Genomic DNA, 24,720 nt, shown 5'->3' on the forward strand with positions numbered 1-24,720 from the left:
CTGCGGGTGCCCTCGGCGGGTACCCGCAGCCGACTGTTTTTCGGGCCACGGCTGGAGCACGCAATGACGCAAATGATCTCCCCACCAGCGCAAAGGCGTTCTAGGCTCTTGCGTACCGCCGAGTCGCGCAGTGCGGGGACGGGCACCGCACACGCAACCGAGCGCCAGCGGTATCTGAGTGGCGCCCACGACCGAGGGCGCCGCCGGGCAAGGAGGGCCGCATGACCGTACGGCGAGTAATGGGCATCGAGACGGAGTACGGGATCTCCGTCCCCGGCCACCCCAACGCCAATGCCATGCTCACCTCGTCCCAGATCGTGAACGCCTACGCGGCGGCGATGCACCGGGCCCGCCGGGCCCGCTGGGACTTCGAGGAGGAGAATCCGCTGCGGGACGCGCGAGGCTTCGACCTCGCCCGCGAGGCCGCCGACTCCAGCCAGCTCACCGATGAGGACATCGGCCTGGCCAACGTGATCCTCACCAACGGTGCACGGCTCTACGTCGACCACGCGCACCCCGAGTACAGCTCGCCCGAGGTGACCAATCCCCGGGACGCCGTTCTCTGGGACAAGGCCGGCGAGCGGATCATGGCCGAAGCCGCGGAACGGGCCGCTCAGCTGCCCGGTGCCCAGCCGATCCACCTGTACAAGAACAACACCGACAACAAGGGCGCGTCCTACGGCACGCACGAGAACTACCTGATGAAGCGGGAGACCCCCTTCTCGGACATCGTGCGCCACCTGACGCCGTTCTTCGTCTCCCGTCAGGTCTTCGCCGGAGCGGGCCGCGTCGGCATCGGCCAGGACGGGCACGAACACGGCTTCCAGCTCAGTCAGCGGGCCGACTACTTCGAGGTCGAGGTCGGCCTGGAGACGACGCTGAAGCGCCCGATCATCAACACCCGCGACGAGCCGCACGCGGACGCCGAGAAGCACCGCCGTCTGCATGTGATCATCGGCGACGCGAACCTGTCGGAGATCTCGACCTATCTCAAGCTGGGCACGACCGCGCTGGTGCTGTCGATGATCGAGGACGGGTTCATCGCCGTCGACCTGGCCGTCGACCAGCCGGTGCGCACGCTCCACCAGGTGTCGCACGACCCGTCCCTGAAGCGCCTGGTCACGCTCCGCAGCGGCCGGACGCTCACGGCGGTCCAGCTCCAGATGGAGTACTACGAGCTGGCGCGCAAATACGTGGAGGAGCGGTTCGGCGCCGACGCCGACGAGCAGACCAAGGACGTCCTGTCCCGCTGGGAGGACACCCTCACCCGGCTGGAGCACGACCCGATGAGTCTGGCCGGAGAGCTGGACTGGGTCGCCAAGCGGGAGCTCATGGAGGGCTACCGGCGCCGGGACAGCCTCGACTGGGACGCGGCCCGGCTGCACCTGGTCGACCTCCAGTACGCCGACGTACGGCCCGAGAAGGGCCTGTACAACCGTCTCGTGGCCCGTGGACGCATGAAGCGGCTGCTCACGGACGCGGACGTGGAGCGGGCCCGTACGGTGCCGCCGGAGGACACCCGGGCCTACTTCCGCGGCCGCTGCCTGGAGCAGTACGCGGACGACGTCGCGGCGGCCTCCTGGGACTCGGTGATTTTCGACCTGCCGGGCCGGGACTCGCTGCAGCGCGTCCCAACCCTGGAACCGCTTCGCGGAACGCGTAATCACGTCAAGGAGCTCCTGGACCGCTGCCGCACCGCGGAAGACCTGGTCAGGGTGCTTTCGGGCGGGTGACCGCGCGGAGCGGGTACTCGTCGGGAACCGGCCGGGCAGGGTGGAAAAGCCCTGGTCCGGGAATCATCGAGGTGGTCCCCGTACGTTGGAGCAACTACGGGGCCGTTGTCAGACCCGGCGAGTAGGGTCTGATCTTGACCGAGCAACTGTGTCGGGCGAACCGAGCGGGGTGAGGGATATGGCGACCAAGGACACCGGCGGCGGACAGCAGAAGGCCACCCGGTCCACCGAGGAGGTCGAGGAGCAGGCTGCGGAGACGCAGGGCTCCGAGGACCTCAAGGAGCGTCAGGAGAAGCTGAGCGACGACGTCGACTCGGTTCTGGACGAGATCGACGACGTCCTCGAGGAGAACGCAGAGGACTTCGTGCGCTCCTTCGTTCAAAAGGGTGGCCAGTAAGACGCCTGAGCCTGCCTTTTGAAGGTGAGCGAGGTGCGCGGGCGAGGGACGAGCCGGAATGCGGAGCGCTGCGCGCGGGGCAGCACCTGAGAGGGTGCCCTCGCGCGCGGCGCTCCGGGCTTCGGTGGCGTCCCGACCCGGCGGACCGCACACCGGCCCGTCCTCCGGTCCGGCCGGCGTGCGCGGCGGGCAAGTGCGGCGCAGCTTGAGCGCAGTTGGTCCCGCAGGGCATGTGGATCACCGCCGAAGGACGGGTAGGGTCCGAGGCATACCGAGCCCCCGGCCGTGAACGGGCCGGGGTTGTTCCAAGGATCGGCCCGACGTCACAGGGCGGGCTGTCGCATACGTGGAAGGAATCGCGTGGAAGCCAACACTCGTAGCACCGGGCGTCTACCAGCTGCCTTCCTGACGCCAGGGTCCTCCTCCTTCATGGACTTCCTCTCCGAGCACCAGCCGGAGATGCTGCCCGGCAACCGGCAACTGCCTCCCACCCAGGGCGTGATCGAGGCACCGCACGGCACCACGATCGTCGCCGTGACGTTCCCCGGCGGTGTGGTCCTCGCCGGTGACCGGCGGGCGACCATGGGCAACGTCATCGCGCAGCGGGACATCGAGAAGGTCTTCCCGGCCGACGAGTACTCGGCGGTGGGCATCGCCGGCACGGCGGGCCTGGCCGTCGAGATGGTGAAGCTGTTCCAGCTGGAGCTGGAGCACTTCGAGAAGGTCGAGGGCGCGCAGCTGTCCCTGGAGGGCAAGGCCAACCGCCTGTCGACGATGATCCGCTCCAACCTCGGCATGGCCATGCAGGGCCTGGCCGTGGTGCCGCTGTTCGCCGGGTACGACGTGGACCGCGGCAAGGGCCGCATCTTCTCGTATGACGTCACCGGCGGCCGCTCCGAGGAGCAGAACTTCGCGGCGACGGGCTCCGGCTCGATCTTCGCGCGCGGCGCGATGAAGAAGCTCTTCCGCAACGACCTCACCGAGGCCGAGGCCACCACGCTCGTGGTCCAGGCGCTCTACGACGCGGCAGACGACGACTCGGCCACCGGTGGTCCCGATGTCGCCCGCCGGATCTATCCCATCGTCACCGTGATCACCGACGACGGCTTCCGCCGGCTCACCGACAGCGAGGCGTCCGAGATCGCGCGCTCGATCCTGGAGCGGCGGCTGGAGCAGCCCGACGGGCCGCGGGCCGCGCTGCTGTGAGCGGCGGTTTTCTTCGGAGGGTGGTCCAGTGAACCGACGGAATCTTCAAGAGAGGGACGGATAACCGGTGTCGACGCCGTTCTATGTCTCACCCCAGCAGGCCATGGCCGACCGGGCGGAGTACGCCCGCAAGGGCATCGCCCGTGGTCGCAGCCTCGTCGTGCTGCAGTTCGCCGACGGCATCGTGTTCGTCGGCGAGAACCCGTCCCGTGCGCTGCACAAGTTCAGCGAGATCTACGACCGGATCGGCTTCGCGGCCGCCGGCAAGTACAACGAGTACGAGAACCTGCGGATCGGCGGCGTGCGCTACGCCGACCTGCGGGGTTACACCTACGACCGTGACGATGTGACGGCCCGGGGCCTGGCGAACGTGTACGCGCAGACGCTGGGCACGATCTTCTCCAGCGCCGCCGAGAAGCCGTACGAGGTGGAGCTGGTCGTCGCCGAGGTCGGCGAGACGCCCGAGGGCGACCAGATCTACCGGCTGCCGCACGACGGCTCCATCGTGGACGAGCACGGCTCGGTCGCGGTGGGCGGCAACGCCGAGCAGATCAGCAGCTATCTGGACCAGCGCCACCGGGAGGGCATGACGCTCGCGGAGGCGCTGAGGCTGGCGGTCCAGGCGCTGTCCCGCGACACCAACGGCAGCGAGCGGGAGATCCCCGCGGAGCGGCTGGAGGTGGCGGTGCTGGACCGTACGCGCCCGCAGAAGCGCAAGTTCAAGCGGATCAGCGGGGGGCAGCTGGATCGGCTGCTCGAGGCGGGTGCCTCCGGCGGTGCGGCGGACGAGGCGTCGGAGGACGCCGAGTAGTCCTGACGTGGTGCGACGCGCTCCGGCCGGTGGTTCGCGGCCGGGGCGCGTTGCCGTCTGCGGCTTTGGTGTGGCTTCGCCTTCTGCCGGGTGTGGGCCGGGGCCGCCGGGGGGTGTCCGTCCTCGGAACGGCGCGATGGACCCTTGTACCGACTGACTGGCGTCGACGCGCCAACCGCTGCGGGCGGACACCCCCCGACACGTCCCCTGCTCGCCGTAGGCGGGTGCGGGCCGTCCCCGCTGCGGGCATGCGTGCCGCTGGGGGCGGCACGGGTGGGCGCAGCGGCACCCCGCCACCCCTGGTTGCGGACCCGCCCGGCCTCAGCACCCACGCAGCGCACAGTCAACGAGGCGGTGCAGTAGAGCCCCGTACCACCAGCTGGACCGGGATGTCCCCGCTCTCGGGCTCCCGGCCCTCCAGGACCGCCAGGAGGGCCCCCATGCCCCGCTCGCCGAACAGCTCCGCGTCCAGGCGGACCGTCGTCAGTTCCGGGTCGATGGCCGTGGCCAGGGCCAGATCGTCCAGACCCGTGACCGACAGGTCATCGGGGACACGCAGTCCCACCCGGCGGGCTGCCTTGTACGTGCCGGCCGCGAGCTGGTCGTCGTCGCAGATCACGGCGGTGGGGCGAGTGCCGGGAGCTGCGAGCGCCGCTTCGGCGGCGGCCACCGCTCCTTCGATGGAGATCGGGGAGCGGGCCGTGCGGACGGACGTGCCGGGTACCTCCGCCAGTCTCGCCGCCAGTTCCCGGGCGCGTACTTCGAAGGTCCAGGAGGGGACGTCCGCCGCCAGATGGAGGAAGCGGCGGTGGCCCAGGGAGAGGAGGTGCTCCGTGGCTTGGCGGACGCCGTCGGCGATGTCCAGGTTGACCGTCGCCGCGCCGAGGCTCCCGGCCGGGTCGCTGTCCAGCATCACCAGCGGCAGCGCCTCGCCGCGGATCGCGCTCAGGGCGTCCGCGGCCATGGAGGAGGCGATGACGCCGTCCAGCGCGGACTGCGCGGAGGCGAAGGGGTCGCGGGCCGGGCCGATGCCCTCGGGGGAGGGGTAGAGGACCACGCCGAAGCCGTGCTCGGCCGCGACACGGGCAGCGCCCGTGTAGACACCCGCGAAGAACTCGGTGGTGAGCGCCGGGACGACGAGGAGGACGGTGCGCGTGCGGCCCAGGCGCAGGTTGCGGGCGGCGAGGTTCGGGCGGTAGCCCAGGTCCCGGGCGGCCTCGCGGACGCGCTCCGCGGTCGCCTCCGAGACGCGGCCGCGCCATTTGTCGCCGAGGACCAGGGAGACGGCCGCCTGGGAGACGCCGGCGGCCTGGGCGACGTCCCGGCTCGTGGGGCGGGTACTGCCTCGTGCCACCGTCGGCCTGCTCTTTCATCTGGACTCGTGAACAGCGGACATGGTACGTATGGAAGTCGACGTTATACGTAAAACCTAGCGCGGGGACGGCGGGAACATGGCCACGGGATACCTGGAGATCCTTCGGGCGCGACACGCCGCCCGGTTGCTCGTCGGCACGCTCGTGGGCCGGCTGCCCAACGCCACGGCCGCCATCGCGATCGTGCTGTTCGTCCGGGCGGAGGGCGGCACGTACAGCCTCGCGGGCGCCCTGGCGGCCGTCTACGGCGTCGCCAACGCCGTCGGGCAGCCCGTGCTGGGCAGGATCGTGGACCTGCGCGGACAGCCGCGTGTGCAGTTGCCCGCGGCCGTCCTCTCCGCCCTCGCCATGGCGGTCTTCGCCTTCTCCGGCATCGGGTCGCTGCCGCTCGCCTACGCCGCCGTCGCCGGGGCCGGGCTCTTCACGCCGCCGCTGGAGGGCGGGCTGCGGGCGCTGTGGCCCTCCGTGCTGAAGCGGGAGGACCAGGTGCACACGGCGTACGCCATGGACGCCGTGGCCCAGGAGGTGATGTTCACCGTCGGGCCGCTGCTCGTGACCCTGTGCGTGTCCCTGTGGTCCGCCCAGGCCGCGCTGCTCGTGCTGAACGTCGTCGGTGTGCTGGGCGCGCTGTCCGTGGTGGTCTCGCAGCCCTCCCGCGCCTGGCGGTCGGCGCCGCGCGAGGCGCACTGGCTCGGTGCGCTGCGCTCGCCGGGACTGCTCGCGCTGCTGGCGGCGTTCCTGTTCATCGGCATGGCCCTCGGGTCCATCACCGTCGCCTCGGTGCCCTACGCGGACGACCACGGCGGGGACGCCGTGTACGGCTGGCTGATGGCCGCCCTGGGATTCGGCGCGCTGGTCGGCGGCGCCGTCTACGGGGCCCGGCAGTGGTCCGGTGAGCCCGCCCGGCGACTGCGGGTGCTGGTGGCCCTTCTGGTGGTGTGTTACCTGCCGCTGACGCTCACGCCGGACGCCGTGCCCATGGTGGCGCTCACCGCGCTCGCCGGCGTGTTCCTCGCGCCCGCCATCGCCTGCGCGTTCGTCCTGGTCGACCGGCACGCCCCGCGCGGCACGGTCACCGAGGCGTTCTCCTGGCTGGTGACGACGTTCACCGTCGGCCACTCGGTCGGAACGGGCGTCGCGGGCCCCGTCGTGGAGGTGGGCGGTGCCGTGTGGGGCTTCGCCGTACCGGGTGTCGCCGGTGGCGTGTCTTTGCTGGTTTTGACGGCCACAGGACGGGTAGTCGCAGCTCCCGGCCAGGGAGCGGTTGTTGCGGCCGGTTCGGAAAATGATCCAAACCGTGCTGTCGAACCCCGTTTCAGTTCAGGGGATCGGGCGTAATGTTCCCTCATGGACCGCCGCATTTTCGGGCTGGAGAACGAGTACGGCGTCACGTGCACGTTCAGGGGACAGCGCCGCCTGTCTCCTGACGAGGTGGCGCGGTACCTCTTCCGCCGTGTCGTGTCATGGGGCCGCAGCAGCAATGTCTTTCTGCGAAACGGCGCCCGCCTCTATCTCGACGTGGGATCGCATCCGGAATACGCGACACCGGAATGCGACAACGTGACCGAACTGGTCACCCACGACAAAGCAGGCGAGCGCATTCTCGAAGGACTCCTGGTGGACGCCGAACGACGCCTGCACGAGGAGGGAATCGCGGGCGACGTCTACCTCTTCAAGAACAACACCGACTCGGCGGGCAACTCCTACGGCTGCCACGAGAACTATCTGGTCGCCCGGCACGGGGAGTTCTCCCGGCTCGCGGACATTCTCATTCCGTTCCTGGTCACACGGCAGCTGCTGTGCGGTGCCGGCAAGGTGCTGCAGACGCCGCGCGGTGCCGTGTACTGCGTCAGCCAGCGGGCCGAGCACATCTGGGAGGGCGTCTCCTCGGCGACGACCCGCTCCCGGCCCATCATCAACACCCGCGACGAGCCGCACGCCGACGCTGAGCGCTACCGCCGCCTGCACGTCATCGTGGGCGACTCCAACATGTCCGAGACGACCATGCTGCTCAAGGTCGGCGCCACCGACCTGGTGCTGCGCATGATCGAGGCGGGCACCGTGATGCGGGACCTGACCCTGGAGAACCCGATCCGGGCGATCCGCGAGGTCAGCCACGACATCACCGGCCGCCGCAAGGTCCGCCTGGCCAGCGGCCGCGAGGCCTCCGCCCTGGAGGTGCAGCGCGAGTACTACGAGAAGGCCCTGGACTTCTGCGAGCGCCGGGGCATCCGCACCGGCACCGTCGAGCAGGTCCTGGAGCTGTGGGGCCGCACGCTGGACGCGATCGAGGCCGAGGACCTCGACCGCATCGGCACCGAGATCGACTGGGTCATGAAGTACAAGCTCATCGAGCGGTACCGCGCCAAGCACAACATGACCATGTCGCACCCGAGGGTCGCGCAGATAGACCTCGCCTACCACGACATCCACCGCCGTCGTGGTCTGTACTACCTGCTCGAGAAGAAGGGCCAGGCGGCCCGTATCTGCAACGACTTGAAGATCTTCGAGGGCAAGTCCGTTCCGCCGCAGACCACTCGGGCCCGGCTGCGCGGCGACTTCATCCGGCGGGCCCAGGAACAGCGCCGTGACTTCACGGTCGACTGGGTGCACCTCAAGCTCAACGACCAGGCGCAGCGGACCGTGCTGTGCAAGGACCCGTTCCGTTCGGTGGACGACCGGGTGGAGAAGCTGATCGCCGGAATGTAGCCGGTTCCGGCCGGTGCGGGAAGCCGGTGCCCGGAGGTTTTCGGACCTCCCGGCACCGGCTTTTCCGTTCCTTGTCCGCAGGTACGGGAGCGGCTCGGGGGCGCCATGTCGCGCGGTGAGGCGGGTGAGGAGCGTGCACGCCGTAGAGTGGCGCCCATTGCCCCCACACCACCGATCCCAGTTGGACTGATGAACTACAACACGAAACGACGCGTGGCCGCGCTGCTGGCCGTTCCCGCCCTGTTGTTCACCGCCGCGTGCGGATCGGACGACGGGAACAACGGCGACGCGGCGGGAGGCGTCGCCGAGGTCAAGGGGAAGGTCGGGGCGAAGCCCGAGATCTCCGTGCCCAAGGACGGCAAGCCGTCCGACAAGACCGTGGTCAGGACGGTCTCGGCGGGCAGCGGCACCCCGATCAAGGGATCGGACTTCGTCCGCCTGGACTGGACCGTCGAGAAGTGGGGCGGCGACCAGGAGCTCGGCGGTACCTGGGCCGCCGGATCGACGGGTGACAAGGCTCCCCGGCGGCAGTCCATCGAGCAGCTCGGCAAGCCGAGCCAGCAGCTGCCCGAGAAGGTCCTCGACGCGATGAAGGGCAAGAAGCCCGGCAGCCGGATCCTGGTGCAGGGCACCGCGGGCGACCTGATCGGCCAGAGCCTGAACACCTCCTCCGGGATCTCCGCGAAGGACGTGCTGATCTGGGTGGTCGACCCGGTCGGTGCCGCGAGCGTCGACGCCAAGGCCGAGGCCAAGGGCGAGCAGGCGCCCTCCGAGCCGGGCATGCCCGAGGTGAAGTCCCCGTCGCAGAAAGCCGCGGTCATCACCGTCCCCAAGGGCGAGAAGGCTCCCAAGGACCTCAAGGAGCAGGTGCTGATCAAGGGCGACGGCAAGAAGGTCGAGGCCGGCCAGGGCCTGATCGCCCAGTACACCGGGGTCAAGTGGGAGGACGGCAAGAAGTTCGACTCCTCCTGGGACCACGGCGGCGCCACCGCCTTCCAGATCGGAAACGGCTCCGTGGTGGCAGGCTGGGACAAGGGCCTCGTCGGCAAGCACGTGGGCGACCGCGTGCTGCTGGTGATCCCGCCCTCGCTCGGCTACGGCGCGAGCCCGAGCAGTGAGCTGGCCAAGAACACCCTGGTCTTCACGGTGGACATCCTCGGCACGGTCTGACCGGCCGGTCTGTGAGACTGTCCTCGACGCAGGTCACGTAACAAGGAGAGATGAAGTGAGCATCGACAAGCCCGAGATCGACTTCCCGGGCGGCGAGCCCCCGGCGGACCTCGAGATCAAGGACATCTGGGAGGGCGACGGCCCGGTCGCGCAGGCCGGCCAGACGGTCACCGTGCACTACGTCGGCGTCTCCTTCAGCACCGGCGAGGAGTTCGACGCCAGCTGGAACCGTGGCACCCCGTTCCGCTTCCCGCTGGGCGGCGGCCGGGTCATCAAGGGCTGGGACCAGGGCGTGCAGGGCATGAAGGTCGGCGGCCGCCGCCAGCTGACCATCCCCGCCCACCTGGCCTACGGCAACCAGAGCCCGTCCCCTCTGATCAAGCCCGGCGAGACGCTGATCTTCGTGGTCGACCTGCTCGGGGTCTGAGCAGGATCCGAACAGACTCGATCATGTGGGGCCCATGCCTGTTCGGGCATGGGCCCTCGGCTTTTGCCGTGCCACCGTGTGGCGGTACGGTCATCGCTCGTAAGCACCATAGGGAGGCGAAGCGCGTCGATGGCCATTGCCAAGGCCGAGCGGCTGATGAATCTGGCGCTGTGTCTGCTCGGGACACGGCGGCCGCTCAGCAAGCGTGAGCTGCGCGACTCCATCGAGGCCTACGTCGAGGCCTTCGGGCCGGGAAACGGCGCGACCGGCTCCGATGATTCCTTCAACCGCATGTTCGAGCGCGACAAGGACGACCTGCGCGAACTCGGGCTGGTCATCGAGACCGTCGAGAGCCTCGACGGCGAGATCGGCTACATGGCCCGCCGCGACAGCAACCGTCTGCCGGCCATCACGCTGGACGCCGAGGAGGCCGCCGCCCTCGGGCTCGCCGCCAAGGTGTGGCAGCAGGCCCGGCTGGCCGGAGCGGCCAGTGGCGCCCTGCAGAAGCTGCGCGCGGCGGGGCTCCCCGAGGACGTCGACCCCTACGGGTCGCACGGCGCGCTGGAGCCGCGCATCCCCGTGCACGAGGCGGCCTTCGAGCCGCTGATGCTGGCCTGCCGGGACCGCCGGCCCGTCGCGTTCGACTACCGCAAGGCCACCGCCGCCCACCCCGAGCAGCGGCACGTGGAGCCGTGGGCGCTGGAGTGCTGGCGGGGCCACTGGTATCTGGCGGGCTGGGACCGCGACCGGGGCGCCGAGCGGGTCTTCAGGCTCTCCCGCATCACCGGCAAGGTCCGTTCGCGCGGCGGCCGGTACACCGCCGAGGTGCCGGACGTCGTCACCGTCCGGGAGACCGTGGCGAGCTGGGCCGGCGAGATCGCCGACCGCTCGGCGCGGATCCGGTTGCGCGCGGGCGCGGGGTACCCCCTTCGGGCGAAGGCCACCTCCGTCCGGGAACTCGGCGACGGCTGGGACGAGTTGGAGATTCCGTACGGCCACGGGCTGGACGCCTGGCTGGTGGAGTTCGGGCCGGACGTGGTCGTCCTTGAGCCCGCCGAGCTGCGGGCCGACGTGGTGGACCGGCTGCGGGCCGTGGCCAAGGGCTGAGGGGGAGCGGAAAGACAGTGGCAGGCAAACCGGTCAGGCCCGTGAACGCCATCGACCAGACCCGGCGGATGCTCTCGCTGGTCACGTATCTGAGAGAGCGGCCCGGAGCGCGGGTCGAGGACGTCGCGCGCGCCTTCGGCATCAGCGAGGACGAGCTGGTCTCCGACCTCGACGTCCTGCCCATGTGCGGCACCAGCTTCCGCGGCGGCGACCTGCTCGACATCGACACCGACGGCGAGCGCATCTGGTGGCACAACCCGGCCGCCCTCGCCGCGGAAGCGGCCGAGCCGCTGCGGCTCGCCGCCGACGAGGCCACCGCCCTGCTGGTCGCCGCCCGGGCCGTCGCCACGCTGCCCGGACTGCGCGAGAGCGACCGGCAGGCGCTGCTGCGGGCGACGGCCAAGGTGGAGACGGCGGCCGGTGAGGCGGCGGGCGCCAGCTCACGGCTGTCGGTGACCTTCGAGTCCGAGGGCGGGGTCTTCGCGGACGTCGACCGGGCGATCGCCGAGCGCCGCCGGCTGTGGATCCGCTACTACTCACCCGCGCGCGACGAGGTCACCGAGCGGGAGATCGACCCCATCCGCCTGGTCAGCGTCGGGCACACCTACGTCGAGGCCTGGTGCCACCGCTCCGAGGCGCGCCGCACCTTCCGGCTGGACCGTGTCGCGGAGATCAAGATCCTGGACGAGCCGTCGGCGCCGCCCGAGATCGAGTTGCGCGACCTCTCGGAGGCGCTGGTGCAGCCGGCGGCCGAGGATCCGGAGGTCGTGATCGAGGTCGGACCCGGCGGACGCTGGGTCGCGGAGTACTACCCGCACGACAGTGCGGATGAGCTCGCGGACGGCGGGCTGCGTATCACTCTGCGGACCCCCGAACCGGCGTCGCTGCGGCGCCTGGCCCTGCGGCTCGGGCGGGACGGCAGGATCGTCTCGCCGCCGGAGCTCGCGGACAGCGCCCGGCGGGCGGCCGGTGAGGCGCTGGCGGCGTACGACGGGATCGAGGCGGTGCGGACGGCTCGTGCCGCCGAGGCGGGCGAGCCGCACGTGGTCGCGGGCGGAACGGGTGGCGGCCCCGAGTGAGGCCGCAGGTGCCCACCGGGTTCGGCCACCGGGTCCGGCCGGTCCCGGGCACCCACCCTGCCGCCGGGCGTGACGTCGGTCGCGGTGTCGGGCGGAGTGCTCCGCAGGCGAACGACCCCAGGAAGAGGAGCGAGGGCTTGAGCGAGTCGGCGACGACGTCCGGTGGTGTCGGGGGCATGACGGTGGAGTCCGCGTTCGCCGGGATGAGACGTGTGGACCCGGTCGTGTTCAGGGCGGGCTGCCCGGACTGCCGGGGGTGCTTCGAGCTCGCCGCCGGCGCCCTGCGCCTGGCCATCGGCGCCACGAGCCGCACCACCTTCTACTCCTTCACCTGCCCCGAGTGCGGGGCGTCCGTCCGCAAGCCCGCGGGGGAGCGGATCGTGGAACTGCTGACCGGCGGCGGTGTCCGCACCCTGCGGCTGCACTCCACCGTCTAGTGGGTCGGGACGTTCACCCGTTCAGGAAGGTCTAGGCTCGGCGTCATGTTCTGGCCGATGTTCGCGGTTGCCGTGGGATTCGTGGGTCTCGTCGTGCTCGGAGTGCTCGCGGTGCGGGTCTTCGTGGAGGCGGAGCGCCTGGGCAGGCAGGTCACCGACTCGGCGCGCCGTATCAACCGGGCCGCCGAGGACCTGGAGCGGGCCGCCGAGAGCGCCGCCCGTTCCGTCGACGCTCTGTGAGCTGTCCGGCGGGCGGCTGTCAGTTGCGTTTCGGGACACTTCGCCCTGTCACGCAGCCGGTTCGTACAGGTACTCTGCTGGTCGCGGCCCGGTTAACGAGGCACTGGCCGCGGACGGGAGTACGCACAGGGGATGCAGAGGGATTGCCTCGCGTTTACCCCCGAGCGTTACGATCGCTGCCAACACGATCGTTCGGACAAGTGTCCGACCGGTCGGACAGCACCCCACACAGCCGCCTCGGTGAGAAGGTAAAGACTTATGTTCGGAAGGCTCGGAGCCCCCGAGATCATTCTCATCCTCGTCGTCATCATCCTGCTGTTCGGCGCGAAGAAGCTTCCGGACATGGCTCGGTCGCTCGGCAAGTCGGCCCGCATCCTCAAGAGCGAGGCCAAGGCGATGAAGGACGAGAACAAGTCCTCCACCACCCCGACGGACCCGCCCAACAACGACGAGCCCTCGCAGCGCACCATCCAGGCGGCTCCCGGCGACGTGACCAGCTCGCGCCCGGTCAGCGAGCCCACGGACACGACCAAGCGCTGACGCAGGGCCGGTGACCTCCGGCCCGCCGCACGAGATGGGAACGTGGGTTGCTGAAGTCTGCCCGCAAGCAGGAGAGGGATCCCGAGGGGCGCATGCCCCTCGCGGAGCACCTTCGCGAGCTCCGCAACCGGCTCGCCAAGGCGGTGCTGGCGATCGTCGTCGTCACGGTCGCGGCCGCCTTCTGGTACAACGACATCATCAACTTGATCACCAAGCCGATCCTCGACTCGGTCGGCTGTGACAAGACCTTCGCGGAACTGGCCAGGTCGCAGGCCGGCACGAAGCCCTGTGCGCAGATCACCATCAACGGTCTGCTCACCCCCTTCACGCTCGCGCTGAAGGTGTCCCTGATGGCCGGTGTCGTCCTGGCCTCGCCGATCTGGCTCTACCAGTTGTGGGCCTTCGTCGCGCCGGGCCTGCACCGGCACGAGAAGAAGTACGCGTACGGCTTCGTCGCCACCGGCGCCCCGCTGTTCATCGTGGGCGCCTACTTCGCGTACACGGTGCTTCCCACCACGGCCAAGGTGCTCCTCGACTTCACCCCGGGCGGCACGTCCAACCTCCTTCCGCTGGACGACCTGCTCGACCTGGTCATGCGGATGGTGCTCGTCTTCGGCCTCTCGTTCGAGCTGCCGCTGCTGCTGGTCATGCTCAACCTCACCGGGGTGCTCACCGGCAAGCGCATGCTCGGCTGGTGGCGCGGCATGATCATGGCCATCACGGTGTTCGCGGCTGTCGCCACGCCCAGCACCGACCCGCTGACCATGCTGATGCTCGCCGGGCCGATCTGGATCCTCTACTTCGCGGCCGTCGCCTTCTCCCTGCTCAACGACCGCCGTCGCGGCCGTCGCGACGCCCTCGGCCCCGCCGACGACGAGGCCTCCGAGCTCGACCTCACGCCCGAGGACATCGGTGAGATCGAGCCCGTGACGACCAGCCGGGCGGCCCTGCCCGAGCAGGCGGGCAGCGACCGCTCGGAGCGGGTCAACGGATATGACGACGTGACCTGAGCAGCGGCGGGCAGATCGTAGGGTCGGTCGCGTGACCGGCGAGATCACCCTCTTCGTCAACCCCACCGCGGGCCGCGGCCGGGGCGCCCGTGCGGCGCAGCCGGCCGCTTCCGCGTTGCGGGCGGCCGGTTTCCCGGTCCGTACGGTCGTCGGGGAGGACGCCGCCGACGCCCTCGCCCGCGCGCGTGCGGCCGTCGAGTGCGGCACCGGCGCGCTGATCGCCGTCGGCGGCGACGGCATGGCGAACCTGGCGCTGCGGGCCGTCGCGGGCACCCGCACCCCGCTCGGCCTGGTCGCCGCCGGCACCGGCAACGACTTCGCCCGCGCCCTCGGCCTGCCCGTGCGTGAGCCGGCCGCCGCCGGCCGCATGATCGCCGACGCCCTCAAGAGCGGCCGGATCCGCGACATCGACCTCGGGCGGGTCGGCGACCGCTGGTTCGGCACGGTCCTCGCCTCCGGCTTCGACTCCCGCGTCAACGACCGGGGCAACCGCATCCGATGGCCTCACGGCCGCCTCAGGTACGACCTGGCGATGATCGCCGAACTCGCCGGGCTGCGGCCGGTCCCGTACCGGCTACGCCTCGACGACGGTGAGGTCCGCGAGGTCGAGGCGACCCTCGTGGCCGTCGGCAACGGCTCCTCCTACGGCGGCGGCATGCGGATCTGCCCGGACGCCGACCTGACCGACGGACTGCTCGACCTCACCGTCGTCGGGGACTGCGGCCGGGCGACGCTGCTGAAGGTGTTCCCGACGGTGTACCGCGGGAGGCACGTCGAGCATCCGAAGGTGACCGTGCTGCGGGCGGCCCGGGTGGACCTCGCCGCCGAGGGTGTCACCGGCTACGCCGACGGGGAGCCCCCGGGCCCGCTGCCCCTGAGCGCGCGCTGCGTACGCGGAGGCGTGCGGGTCGTCGGCCCCTGAGCTGCGCGGATCCGGGGTTTGACAGAAACGGATCCGGATAATGATCGTCCTGTTGTCAGTGCGGCCCGGTACGCTCGAAAGCACGATGACAGAGGACCTCTCACCGGCCGAGCGGTACGCGGCAGCCCGCAAGCGCGCTGTCGAGCAGGCCACCGCGCTCGCCCCCTTCCGCGAGATGTACGACTTCGGCCTCGACCCCTTCCAGATCGAGGCCTGCCAGGCGCTCGAAGCGGGGAAGGGCGTGCTGGTCGCCGCGCCCACCGGCTCCGGCAAGACGATCGTCGGCGAGTTCGCCGTCCACCTCGCCCTCCAGCAGGGCAGAAAGTGCTTCTACACGACACCCATCAAGGCGCTGTCGAACCAGAAGTACGCCGACCTGTGCCGCCGCTACGGCACGGACAAGGTGGGCCTGCTCACCGGCGACAACAGCGTCAACTCCGATGCGCCGGTGGTCGTGATGACCACCGAGGTGCTGCGGAACATGCTGTACGCCGGTTCCCAGACCCTCCTGGGCCTCGGTTACGTGGTCATGGACGAGGTGCACTACCTCTCGGACCGCTTCCGGGGCGCCGTGTGGGAAGAGGTGATCATCCACCTCCCCGAGTCGGTCACGCTGGTCTCGCTCTCGGCGACGGTGTCGAACGCCGAGGAGTTCGGCGACTGGCTCGACACGGTCCGCGGCGACACCGAGGTGATCGTCTCCGAGCACCGGCCCGTGCCGCTGTTCCAGCACGTGCTGGCCGGACGGCGGATGTACGACCTGTTCGAGGAGGGCGAGGGCCACAAGAGGGCCGTCAACCCCGACCTCACGCGCATGGCGCGCATGGAGGCGAGCCGGCCGTCGTACCAGGACCGCCGGCGCGGCCGGTCCATGCGCGAGGCCGACCGCGAGCGGGAGCGCCGGCAGCGCTCCCGCATCTGGACGCCGAGCCGGCCCGAGGTGATCGAGCGGCTCGACCGCGAGGGGCTGCTGCCGGCCATCACCTTCATCTTCAGCCGCGCCGCCTGCGAGGCCGCCGTCCAGCAGTGCCTGTTCGCGGGGCTCAGGCTCAACGACGAGGAGGCCCGCGAGCGGGTCCGCGCCCTGGTCGAGGAGCGCACGGCGTCCATCCCGACGGAGGACCTGCACGTCCTCGGCTACTACGAGTGGCTGGAGGGCCTGGAGCGCGGCATCGCGGCCCACCACGCGGGCATGCTGCCGACCTTCAAGGAGGTCGTCGAGGAGCTGTTCGTACGCGGTCTGGTCAAGGCCGTGTTCGCCACCGAGACCCTCGCCCTGGGCATCAACATGCCCGCCCGCTCGGTGGTGCTGGAGAAGCTCGTCAAGTGGAACGGCGAGCAGCACGCGGACATCACCCCGGGCGAGTTCACCCAGCTGACGGGCCGGGCCGGACGGCGCGGCATCGACGTCGAGGGCCACGCCGTGGTCCTGTGGCAGCGCGGCATGAACCCCGAGCACCTCGCGGGCCTGGCCGGCACCCGGACCTACCCGCTGCGCTCCAGCTTCAAGCCGTCGTACAACATGGCGGTCAACCTGGTCGAGCAGTTCGGGCGGCACCGCTCGCGCGAGCTGCTGGAGACGTCGTTCGCGCAGTTCCAGGCGGACAAGTCGGTCGTCGGCATCTCCCGGCAGGTGCAGCGCAACGAGGAGGGTCTCGAGGGCTACAAGGCCTCCATGACCTGTCACCTCGGCGACTTCGAGGAGTACGCGCGGCTGCGCCGTGAACTGAAGGACCGGGAGAACGAGATCGCCCGGCAGGGCGCGGCGGAACGGCGCGCGGAGGCCGCCGTCGCGCTGGAGAAGCTCAAGCCCGGTGACGTCATCCACGTGCCCACCGGCAAGTACGCGGGTCTGGCGCTGGTGCTGGACCCGGGGCTGCCCGCGGGCCGTTCGAACGGCCATCGCGGCTTCGAGCACCACGACGGGCCCCGCCCGCTCGTGCTGACCGCGGAGCGGCAGGTGAAGCGGCTGGCCTCCATGGACTTCCCGGTGCCGGTCGAGCCGCTGGAGCGGATGCGGATCCCGAAGTCCTTCAACCCCCGTTCCCCGCAGTCCCGTCGGGACCTCGCGTCGGCGCTGCGCACCAAGGCCGGGCACATCCCGGCGGACCGGCACCGCAAGCGGCGCTCCCAGGCGGCCGACGACCGTGAGATCGCCCGGCTGCGCACGGCGCTGCGCGCCCACCCCTGCCACGGCTGCGACGACCGTGAGGACCACGCCCGTTGGGCCGAGCGGTACCACCGGCTGCTGCGGGACACCTCGCAGCTGGAGCGGCGGATCGAGGGCCGTACGAACACCATCGCCCGCACGTTCGACCGCATCGTGGCGCTGCTGACCGAGCTGGACTACCTGCGCGGCGACGAGGTCACCGAGCACGGCAAGCGGCTCGCGCGGCTGTACGGCGAGCTGGACCTGCTCGCCAGCGAGTGTCTGCGCGAGGGCGTCTGGGAGGGCCTCGGCCCGGCCGAACTGGCCGGGTGCGTCTCGGCGCTGGTGTTCGAGGCGCGGGCCGCGGACGACGCGATGGCGCCGAAGATGCCGTCCGGGAAGGCCAAGGCCGCGCTGGGCGAGATGGTGCGGATCTGGGGGCGGCTGGACGCGCTGGAGGAGGAGTTCCGGATCACCCAGACCGAGGGGGTCGGGCAGCGCGAGCCCGATCTGGGCTTCGCCTGGGCCGCGTACATGTGGGCCTCCGGCAAGGGGCTCGACGAGGTGCTGCGCGAGGCGGAGATGCCGGCGGGGGACTTCGTGCGGTGGTGCAAGCAGGTCATCGACGTGCTGGGGCAGATCGCGGCGGCGGCTCCGCAGGGGTCGTCCGTGGTGAAGAACGCCCGCAAGGCCGTGGATCTGTTGCTGCGGGGAGTGGTCGCCTACTCGTCGGTGGGGTGATCGTCGACGCGCGGGTGCCGGCTCGTCGTGGTCGCCCGCGCGGTTCCCCGCCCGCTCTGAGAGCGTCGTACCGAAGCCCGTTCACCCATCTCGGTGAGTGGGCTTTCGTATGCCCGTTCGCCGCTACGCGCAGTATTCGAACGATGTCGCAGCGTGTAAACGACCGAGCGTACTATCCCTTCGCGTCCGGTTTCCGGCAGTTGCTGAATATGACACGGCGATGATCCGGTCGGACTAAGCTCGCCCGCAGCGCACCGGCTTGAGATGAATTCGTGCGCTTGTTCCCCAATGTGCTGGAAGATCCCGACAGTTCCATGACATACCCCCCTGCACGTCCTTCCGAACCTCAGTCGACTCCTGTCAGAAGGCCCACATGGTGAGTGTTCAATCCCCTCCCGGTCGCCGTGAACGTCCCTACGCGCGCGTGCTCCTGCTGCCCGCCATAGTCATGGCCGCGGCGACCGGAGCCGCCGTCGCCCTGGTGTCGGAGCCGGCCCGGGGCGCCGTCGGCTGGTGCGGCGGCATCGCCACCGCGATGGTGCTCGCCACGGCCGCCGAGGCGGTGCGCCGCGGCCGTGCGCTGCGCGACCAGCGTGCGGAGCACGCCCGGTACAGCGCGCAGCTCCAGCAGCGGATCGCCGACCACGAGACCGAACTGCTCCGGTTCTCCCGGGAGATCGTCCCCGCCGCGCTCGACCTGCTGCGCGCCGGAGAACCACCCAGGGAGGTGATCCGCAAGCTCGGTCTCTCCCACCCCGCGTTCCGCGACCTGCCCGCTCCGCAGGCCGAGACGCTGCTGACGGTGCTCAAGATCGTCGACTACGAAGTGACGATGCGTGACGCCGCCGCACGTTCCTTCGTCAGTGTCGCCCGCCGTGTGCAGGCGATCATCCATCAGCAGGCCGAGGAACTGCGGGAGATGGAGGAGGACCACGGCCGCAACCCGGAGGTCTTCGACGACCTGCTGCGCATCGACCACGGCAACGCCCTGATCGGCCGCCTGGCCGACTCCGTCTCCGTGCTCGGCGGCGGACGCCCCGGCCGGCAGTGGCCCGAGCCGGTGTCGCTGTACAGCACCCTGCGCGGTGCCATGTCCCGCATCCTGGAGTACCGGCGCATCCAGCTCTCCTCCATCGCCAAGGTCAGCGTCAAGGGCATCTACGTCGAGCCCGTCATCCACGCCGCCGCCGAACTCCTCGACAACGCCACGCGCTACTCCCCGCCGCAGACCAAGGTGCACGTCACCGCCACCGAGGTGCAGACCGGCGTCTGCATCGAGATCGAGGACGGCGGTGTCAACCTCAACGAGGAGGCACGTGCCCGGATCGAGGGAATGCTGGAGGCCGCGAAGGCGGGCGTCGACCTCCAGGACATCGGTGAACACCCGCGTCTGGGGCTGGCCGTCGTGGGCCGGCTGTGCACGGCGTACAACATGCAGGTCTCGCTGCGCGCCTCCGCGTACGGCGGTGTCCGCGCCATCCTCATCGTGCCGAGCGAGATGATCACCCACGAGCCCGGTGTCGGACTCGCCCACGGCATCGGCGCCACCGGCATCCCCATGACGGTCGGCATCCCCGAGGGCCCGAAGCGCGCGCCCAAGAGGCGCCGCCCCACCAGCCCGAAGATCCCCGCCACGGTCTCCCTGGAGGACGACGACGTCCCCGAGGTCACCGAGTGGACGACGAACGGCCTGCCGCAGCGCCGCAGCAGGGTGAAGATGCCGCTCGCCGAGCGACTCGCCCAGCAGGCGGCCAACGAGAAGGCCGACCGGGAGGCCGCCGAACGCGGCGAGCACAACCCCTGGGCGACCCCCGAGCCCGAGCCCAAGTCGTGGCACGACATGTCGTCCCCGGACGCCCCCGGCAAGGGCCTCGAAGCCTTCTGGGAGGGACTCAAGCAGGGCATCGAACCCGGCACCCACCCGACCGACTTCATCCGGAACCCGACCAAGTACCTGCACCTGATCAATGACCCGGCCCCCACGGAGGCCGATGACGAGGGGGACCTCAAGTGATCCAGCAGCGAGGCAACTTCGACTGGATGCTCAAGCAACTCGCCGACGGCGTACCGGGCATCGAGATGATCGTGGTGCTCTCGGCCGACGGTCTGCGCATCGCCCGCTACGGCGGCGAGCCGGACGCCGCCGACCGGGTCGCCGCGGCCTGCGCCGGCCTGCAGTCCCTCGCGGGCAGCATCTGCCAGGAACTCACCGTGGGCGACGGCGAGATGAAACTCGTCATGATCGAGATCGACCGCGGCTACTTCTACCTGATGGGCGCGGGCGCCAACGCCTTCCTGGCGGTCCTCTCCGACGTGCGGTGCGAACCGGGCCGGATGAGCGCGATGATGCGCGACCTCGTCGTCCGGATCGGCGGCCACCTCACCAGTCCGCCCCGGCGGAACGGGCAAATCGTATGACTCCTCCCCAACGCCAGAGGCGCGACCTCGTCCCGGACCCGTCCACGCCGAAGGAGAGCGAGGACAAACCGGGCAACCCGGAGCGGATGTACGTGGTGGCAGGCCCGGACGGTGAACGGGCCGAGCTCGACCTGGTGACGCTGATCGTGGCGCGAGCCACGGACCCGCCGCCCTCCGCCTCTCCCGAGCAGGCGGCGCTGCTCCGGCTCTGCGCCGCCCCCCTGTCCGTGGCCGAGCTGTCGGCCTACCTCCACCTGCCGTTCAGCGCGATGGGCGTGCTGCTCACCGAGTTGCTGACGGCGGAACTGGTGCAGGCGCGTGCCCCGATCGTCCGCAAGGCGCGCACCGACCGTTCCCTCCTCGAAGCGGTGATGAATGGACTTCAACGGCTCTGACACCATCCCGGGCCCCCGGGCCGAGGACCAGTTGCCCCACACGGCGCAGGCCGCGGCCAAGATCGTGATCGTGGGCGGTTTCGGCGTCGGCAAGACGACCATGGTCGGCTCGGTCAGCGAGATCACACCGCTGACCACCGAGGAGACCATGACGCAGGCCGGCATCGGTGTCGACGACAACTTCGGCTCCGCGACCAAGACGGCCACCACCGTCGCCATGGACTTCGGCCGGATCAGCATCACCGAGCAGCTGGTGCTGTACCTCTTCGGCACTCCCGGGCAACAGCGCTTCTGGTTCCTGTGGAACGGCCTGTTCGAGGGCGCGCTCGGCGCGGTGGTCCTGGTCGACACCCGGCGGCTGGAGGTCAGCTTCGACGTCATGGGGCGCCTGGAGGAGCGCGGTGTGCCGTTCGTGGTCGCCATCAACTCCTTCCCGGACGCCCCTCGTTACGACATCGAGGAACTGCGCACAGCCCTCGACCTCACACCGGACATCCCGATCATCGAGTGCGACGCGCGGCGCCGGGCCTCCAGCCGCGATGTGCTGATGACGCTCATGCGCTTCCTGCACTCGCTCGCCATGACGGGTTCGCTCACCTGACCCCGCCGTCCCCACCTCCCCCCAGACACCTGATTCACCTCAGTTCGGAGCGATCACTGTGACGCCTGAATCCCACGCCCCGACCAGTACGGACGACCTCCGTCCCGGCCCGCCCCCCGGCTGCCCCGCGCACGGCTCCGGGCCCGGCGGACTGCACCGGCTGCACGAGGCGGAGGACCTGGGAGCGCTGTACGAGCAACTGCGGGAGCAGCACGGCCCCGTGGCGCCCGTGCTGCTCCACGACGACGTGCCGATGTGGATCGTCCTCGGCCACGCCGAGAACCTGCACATGGTGCGCTCGCCCTCGCAGTACTGCCGGGACAGCCGGATCTGGACCCCGCTGCGGGAGGGCCTGGTCAAGCCCGACCACCCGCTGATGCCGCACATCGCCTGGCAGCCCATCGCCTCGCACGCCGAGGGCGACGAGCACAAGCGGCTGCGCGGCGCGGTCATGGGCGCCATCTCCACGATCGACTTCCGCAGCCTGCGCCGCTACATCAACCGCAGTACGCAGATGATCGTCAACCGGTTCTGCGAGGCGGGCGAGGCGGACCTCGTCGGCCAGTTCACCGAGCACCTGCCGATGGCGGTGATGTGCGAGATCCTCGGCATGCCCGACGAGTACAACGACCGGCTCGTCGAGGCCGCCCGCGACGCCCTCAAGGGCACCGACACGGCGATCGCCAGTCACTCCTACGTCATGGACGCCCTGAGCCGGCTCACCGCCACCCGCCGCGCCCAGCCGGAGGAGGACCTCGCCAGCTATCTGATCACCCACCCGGCCCGGCTGAGCGACGACGAGGTCAGGGAGCACCTGCGCCTGGTGCTCTTCGCCGCCTACGAGGCCACCACCAACCTGCTGTCCAACGTGCTGCTCACGGTGCTGATCGACCCGCGCTTCAGGGCCCAGCTCAACGGCGGCCAGATGACGGTGCCGGAGGCGGTGGAGCAGTCCCTGTGGAACGAGCCTCCGTTCAGCACGGTCTTCGCCTACTTCGCCAAGCAGGAGACCGAGCTGGGCGGGCAGCGCATCCGCCGGGGCGACGGGCTGCTCTTCGCACCGCTCCCGGCCAACGTCGACCCGCGGGTGCGGCCCGACCTCAAGGCGAGCATGCAGGGCAACCGCTCGCACCTCGCCTTCGGCGGCGGTCCGCACGAGTGCCCCGGGCAGGACATCGGCCGTTCCATCGCCGACGTCGGCGTCGACGCGCTGCTGATGCGGCTGCCGGACGTGGAGCTCGACTGCGACGAGGAGGAGCTGCGCTGGACGGCGTCCATCGCCTCCCGGCACCTGGTGGAGCTGCCGGTGCAGTTCTCGCCGAAGCCTCCGCAGGACGTGCAGGAGGTGCCGAACCACAAGCCGGTCGCCGCGCAGCGCTCGGACTGGCAGATCGGCACCGCGCAGCCGCAGGCCGCACCGGCCGGGTCGCAGCCCCAGCCGGTCGCCGCGCAGCCACAGCCGCCCGCCGCGCAGCCGCAGCCCGCCCCGGTGCGGCACCAGCCGATGCCGGACCCGCCGCGGCCGGCCGCCGCGCAGCCGCCCCACCGCAAGGGCGTCTGGCAGCGCTTCCTGAGCTGGTGGCGCGGCGGCGACTGACCGCGCAGGCTACGGGCCGTCGTACGTCCCGGCGGCCCACCGGTCGTGGGCAGCCCAGGCCGTGAGCACCCGGCCGCTGCGGAAGCGGTGCTCCTCGCCCGTGACCGGATCGGTGAACTCCAGGCACCGCGCCAGCAGTTGGAGCGGACGCCGGAAGTCACCGGCCGGCACGGGAGCGGTCACCTCCGGGTAGAGCGGGTCACCGAGGATCGGCACGCCCAGGGCGGTCATGTGGACGCGCAGCTGGTGGGTCTGGCCGGTGGCGGGCACGAGCCGGTACCGGGCGAGGGCGCCGGGGCCGCCGGGGCGCGCGCGGTGCTCGACGAGCTCGACGCGGCTCACGGCGTTCGGCTCGCCCGGCACCTCCCGGGCGGTGAGCACCCCGCGCTCCTTCACGATCCGGCTGCGCACGGTCCGGGGCAGGGCGAGCCCGGGGCCGTAGGGGGCGACGGCCTCGTATTCCTTGCGGACCCGGCGGTCGCGGAACAGCGTCTGGTACGCGCCGCGTTCGCCGGGGCGCACGGTGAACAGCACCAGTCCCGCGGTGAGCCGGTCCAGGCGGTGCGCGGCGGTGAGTTCCGGGAGGTCCAGCTCGCGGCGGAGCCGGGCCAGCGCGGTCTCGGCGACATGGCCGCCGCGCGGGGTGGTGGCGAGGAAGTGCGGCTTGTCGGCGACGACGATGTGCTCGTCCCGGTGCACGACCTCCAGCGGGAAGGGCACCGGCACCTCCTCGGGCAGGTCCCGGTGGAACCACACGAACATGCCCGGCACGTAGGGGGCGTCCGCCGCCACGGGCCGTCCGTCCGCCCCGACGATCCGGCCCGCGTCGAACATGCCGTCCACGACCCCGGCGCCCGCTCCGGAGAGCCGCTCCACCAGATACTCGCGCACCGTGCCCCACGGCCCGGCGAAGGGCAGCCGTACCCGTACCGGGTCCACGCCGTGGCGCTGCGGCAGGGGAGAGGGCGGGGCGGGGGTCTTGCGTCTCATCGCGGCCCAGCGTACGAGGCCGCCGTCCGGAAGCGGAAAACCACTGGGACCCGGCGACGCGTGCTTGCCAGGATGCGGGCATGCCGTTCCTCATCAGCCCGGTTCTGACCGCCGGGACACTCGCACACCGCCCGCAGCCCACTCTGCCCGCCGACGGCGGACTCCTCCTGCGGCCCTGGCGGACCGGCGACGCGCCCGCGGTGTACGAGGTCTTCCAGGACCCCGTGATGCACCAGTGGCACGCCCGAACCGCGGACTCGGTGGCGGAGGTGGCCGGCTGGATCCAGCAGTGGCGCGGGGCGTGGCAGGAGGAGCGGGAGGCGCACTGGGCCGTGGCGGACGCGGACTCCGACGCGCTGCTGGGGCGGGTGGCACTGCGTGAGCTACGGCTCGACGACGGGACGGCGGAGGTGGCGTACTGGACGGTCCCCGCGGTCCGGGGCCGTGGGGTCGCCGCCCGAGCCACGACCGCGCTCACCCACTGGGCCCTCGACGAGACGGGCTTCCACCGGCTGGAACTCCTGCACGCCGTGCGCAACGAGGCGTCCTGCCGCGTCGCCACCCGGACCGGCTTCGCCCTGGAGGGCACCAAGCGCAGTGCCGTCCTTCAGCCGGACGGATGGCACGACATGCATCTGCACGCGCGGATACGGGGGGAGTGAGCCCGC

At 70.9% G+C, this 24,720-nt stretch carries 24 protein-coding genes; 22 read left to right on the top strand and 2 right to left on the bottom strand.

Features of this window, described 5'->3' with window-relative positions; genetic code table 11:
- The first annotated feature begins 221 nt into the window (after positions 1–221).
- The 4 genes from dop to prcA all read left to right on the top strand — a co-directional run bounded on the left by dop (position 222) and on the right by prcA (position 4,147).
- Positions 222–1,733 (top strand): depupylase/deamidase Dop, encoded by a 1,512-nt coding sequence (gene dop / locus AC0665_RS23985; protein ID WP_363120328.1) that lies wholly within the window; start codon positions 222–224, stop codon positions 1,731–1,733.
- A gap of 178 nt (positions 1,734–1,911) precedes the next feature.
- Positions 1,912–2,130, top strand: coding sequence for a ubiquitin-like protein Pup (locus tag AC0665_RS23990; RefSeq protein WP_057579613.1), 219 nt, complete (start codon positions 1,912–1,914; stop codon positions 2,128–2,130).
- Positions 2,131–2,490: 360 nt separating this feature from the next.
- On the top strand, positions 2,491–3,336 hold the full coding sequence (gene prcB / locus AC0665_RS23995) for a proteasome subunit beta (RefSeq protein WP_468410422.1): 846 nt from the start codon (positions 2,491–2,493) through the stop codon (positions 3,334–3,336).
- 67 nt (positions 3,337–3,403) lie between these two features.
- Entirely contained in the window at positions 3,404–4,147 is a 744-nt protein-coding gene (gene prcA, locus AC0665_RS24000; protein ID WP_478705764.1) for a proteasome subunit alpha, read from the top strand.
- Positions 4,148–4,490: 343 nt separating this feature from the next.
- On the opposite strand, the gene AC0665_RS24005 is transcribed toward prcA, so the two are convergent.
- Positions 4,491–5,501 (bottom strand): LacI family DNA-binding transcriptional regulator, encoded by a 1,011-nt coding sequence (locus AC0665_RS24005; protein ID WP_468410418.1) that lies wholly within the window; start codon positions 5,499–5,501, stop codon positions 4,491–4,493.
- Positions 5,502–5,598: 97 nt separating this feature from the next.
- On the opposite strand from AC0665_RS24005, the gene AC0665_RS24010 reads away from it, so the two are divergent.
- The 17 genes from AC0665_RS24010 (at position 5,599) to AC0665_RS24090 (ending at position 23,062) form a co-directional block, all read left to right on the top strand.
- Positions 5,599–6,858, top strand: a complete 1,260-nt coding sequence (locus AC0665_RS24010) for an MFS transporter (protein WP_363120324.1) — start codon at positions 5,599–5,601, stop codon at positions 6,856–6,858.
- 9 nt (positions 6,859–6,867) lie between these two features.
- Entirely contained in the window at positions 6,868–8,229 is a 1,362-nt protein-coding gene (gene pafA / locus AC0665_RS24015; RefSeq protein ID WP_031106199.1) for a Pup--protein ligase, read from the top strand.
- A gap of 189 nt (positions 8,230–8,418) precedes the next feature.
- On the top strand, positions 8,419–9,399 hold the full coding sequence (locus AC0665_RS24020; RefSeq protein ID WP_478705765.1) for an FKBP-type peptidyl-prolyl cis-trans isomerase: 981 nt from the start codon (positions 8,419–8,421) through the stop codon (positions 9,397–9,399).
- 55 nt (positions 9,400–9,454) lie between these two features.
- Positions 9,455–9,826: an FKBP-type peptidyl-prolyl cis-trans isomerase gene (locus tag AC0665_RS24025; RefSeq protein WP_010045336.1), complete on the top strand. Its 372-nt coding sequence runs from the start codon at positions 9,455–9,457 to the stop codon at positions 9,824–9,826.
- 129 nt (positions 9,827–9,955) lie between these two features.
- Positions 9,956–10,933, top strand: a complete 978-nt coding sequence (locus AC0665_RS24030) for a helix-turn-helix transcriptional regulator (RefSeq protein WP_363120322.1) — start codon at positions 9,956–9,958, stop codon at positions 10,931–10,933.
- 17 nt (positions 10,934–10,950) lie between these two features.
- A complete protein-coding gene (locus tag AC0665_RS24035; RefSeq protein WP_468410410.1) occupies positions 10,951–12,012 on the top strand; it encodes a helix-turn-helix transcriptional regulator in 1,062 nt (353 codons plus the stop codon).
- 137 nt (positions 12,013–12,149) lie between these two features.
- Complete coding sequence (locus tag AC0665_RS24040; protein WP_468637027.1) at positions 12,150–12,449, top strand: hypothetical protein; 300 nt, start codon at positions 12,150–12,152, stop codon at positions 12,447–12,449.
- Between the two features lie 45 nt (positions 12,450–12,494).
- Positions 12,495–12,689: a hypothetical protein gene (locus AC0665_RS24045; RefSeq protein ID WP_468410406.1), complete on the top strand. Its 195-nt coding sequence runs from the start codon at positions 12,495–12,497 to the stop codon at positions 12,687–12,689.
- A 258-nt stretch (positions 12,690–12,947) separates the two neighbouring features.
- Entirely contained in the window at positions 12,948–13,229 is a 282-nt protein-coding gene (gene tatA, locus AC0665_RS24050; RefSeq protein ID WP_363120319.1) for a Sec-independent protein translocase subunit TatA, read from the top strand.
- A gap of 47 nt (positions 13,230–13,276) precedes the next feature.
- A complete protein-coding gene (gene tatC / locus AC0665_RS24055; RefSeq protein ID WP_478606573.1) occupies positions 13,277–14,239 on the top strand; it encodes a twin-arginine translocase subunit TatC in 963 nt (320 codons plus the stop codon).
- Positions 14,240–14,270: 31 nt separating this feature from the next.
- Positions 14,271–15,161 (top strand): diacylglycerol kinase, encoded by an 891-nt coding sequence (locus AC0665_RS24060; RefSeq protein WP_478606570.1) that lies wholly within the window; start codon positions 14,271–14,273, stop codon positions 15,159–15,161.
- Between the two features lie 40 nt (positions 15,162–15,201).
- The gene (locus AC0665_RS24065) at positions 15,202–18,051 is read left to right on the top strand and encodes a DEAD/DEAH box helicase (protein ID WP_478606568.1); all 2,850 of its coding nucleotides are present in this window, start codon (positions 15,202–15,204) and stop codon (positions 18,049–18,051) included.
- Positions 18,052–18,424: 373 nt separating this feature from the next.
- Positions 18,425–20,065: a sensor histidine kinase gene (locus tag AC0665_RS24070; protein ID WP_478509784.1), complete on the top strand. Its 1,641-nt coding sequence runs from the start codon at positions 18,425–18,427 to the stop codon at positions 20,063–20,065.
- Entirely contained in the window at positions 20,062–20,469 is a 408-nt protein-coding gene (locus AC0665_RS24075) for a roadblock/LC7 domain-containing protein (protein ID WP_030848665.1), read from the top strand. The genes AC0665_RS24070 and AC0665_RS24075 overlap by 4 nt, the downstream gene beginning before the upstream one ends.
- Complete coding sequence (locus tag AC0665_RS24080; protein ID WP_468410399.1) at positions 20,466–20,864, top strand: DUF742 domain-containing protein; 399 nt, start codon at positions 20,466–20,468, stop codon at positions 20,862–20,864. Before AC0665_RS24075 ends, AC0665_RS24080 begins: the two co-directional genes overlap by 4 nt.
- On the top strand, positions 20,845–21,465 hold the full coding sequence (locus AC0665_RS24085) for a GTP-binding protein (protein WP_363120313.1): 621 nt from the start codon (positions 20,845–20,847) through the stop codon (positions 21,463–21,465). Before AC0665_RS24080 ends, AC0665_RS24085 begins: the two co-directional genes overlap by 20 nt.
- 58 nt (positions 21,466–21,523) lie before the next feature.
- Positions 21,524–23,062, top strand: a complete 1,539-nt coding sequence (locus AC0665_RS24090) for a cytochrome P450 (RefSeq protein ID WP_478606566.1) — start codon at positions 21,524–21,526, stop codon at positions 23,060–23,062.
- A 9-nt stretch (positions 23,063–23,071) separates the two neighbouring features.
- Here AC0665_RS24090 and AC0665_RS24095 read toward each other — a convergent pair whose 3' ends face one another.
- Positions 23,072–24,052 carry an RluA family pseudouridine synthase gene (locus AC0665_RS24095; RefSeq protein ID WP_478606563.1) on the bottom strand — a complete coding sequence of 327 codons (981 nt, stop codon included), beginning with the start codon at positions 24,050–24,052 and terminating at the stop codon, positions 23,072–23,074.
- Positions 24,053–24,132: 80 nt separating this feature from the next.
- Between AC0665_RS24095 and AC0665_RS24100 the strand changes: the two genes are divergently transcribed.
- The gene (locus AC0665_RS24100; RefSeq protein ID WP_478606561.1) at positions 24,133–24,714 is read left to right on the top strand and encodes a GNAT family N-acetyltransferase; all 582 of its coding nucleotides are present in this window, start codon (positions 24,133–24,135) and stop codon (positions 24,712–24,714) included.
- Positions 24,715–24,720: the final 6 nt, after the last annotated feature.

The organism is Streptomyces sp. NPDC043685, from assembly GCF_056436585.1.

Excerpts from the sequence above, each read along its gene's own strand:
- AC0665_RS24045 (WP_468410406.1), top strand. The coding sequence starts at position 12,495 with ATGTTCTGGCCGATGTTCGCGGTTGCCGTGGGATTCGTGGGTCTCGTC.
- dop (WP_363120328.1), top strand. The coding sequence starts at position 222 with ATGACCGTACGGCGAGTAATGGGCATCGAGACGGAGTACGGGATCTCC.
- AC0665_RS24080 (WP_468410399.1), top strand. The coding sequence starts at position 20,466 with ATGACTCCTCCCCAACGCCAGAGGCGCGACCTCGTCCCGGACCCGTCC.
- tatA (WP_363120319.1), top strand. The coding sequence starts at position 12,948 with ATGTTCGGAAGGCTCGGAGCCCCCGAGATCATTCTCATCCTCGTCGTC.
- AC0665_RS24065 (WP_478606568.1), top strand. The coding sequence starts at position 15,202 with ATGATCGTCCTGTTGTCAGTGCGGCCCGGTACGCTCGAAAGCACGATG.
- AC0665_RS24010 (WP_363120324.1), top strand. The coding sequence starts at position 5,599 with ATGGCCACGGGATACCTGGAGATCCTTCGGGCGCGACACGCCGCCCGG.
- AC0665_RS24085 (WP_363120313.1), top strand. The coding sequence starts at position 20,845 with ATGGACTTCAACGGCTCTGACACCATCCCGGGCCCCCGGGCCGAGGAC.
- AC0665_RS24070 (WP_478509784.1), top strand. The coding sequence starts at position 18,425 with ATGGTGAGTGTTCAATCCCCTCCCGGTCGCCGTGAACGTCCCTACGCG.
- AC0665_RS24100 (WP_478606561.1), top strand. The coding sequence starts at position 24,133 with ATGCCGTTCCTCATCAGCCCGGTTCTGACCGCCGGGACACTCGCACAC.
- AC0665_RS24095 (WP_478606563.1), bottom strand. The coding sequence starts at position 24,052 with ATGAGACGCAAGACCCCCGCCCCGCCCTCTCCCCTGCCGCAGCGCCAC.
- pafA (WP_031106199.1), top strand. The coding sequence starts at position 6,868 with ATGGACCGCCGCATTTTCGGGCTGGAGAACGAGTACGGCGTCACGTGC.
- AC0665_RS24030 (WP_363120322.1), top strand. The coding sequence starts at position 9,956 with ATGGCCATTGCCAAGGCCGAGCGGCTGATGAATCTGGCGCTGTGTCTG.
- AC0665_RS24020 (WP_478705765.1), top strand. The coding sequence starts at position 8,419 with ATGAACTACAACACGAAACGACGCGTGGCCGCGCTGCTGGCCGTTCCC.
- AC0665_RS23990 (WP_057579613.1), top strand. The coding sequence starts at position 1,912 with ATGGCGACCAAGGACACCGGCGGCGGACAGCAGAAGGCCACCCGGTCC.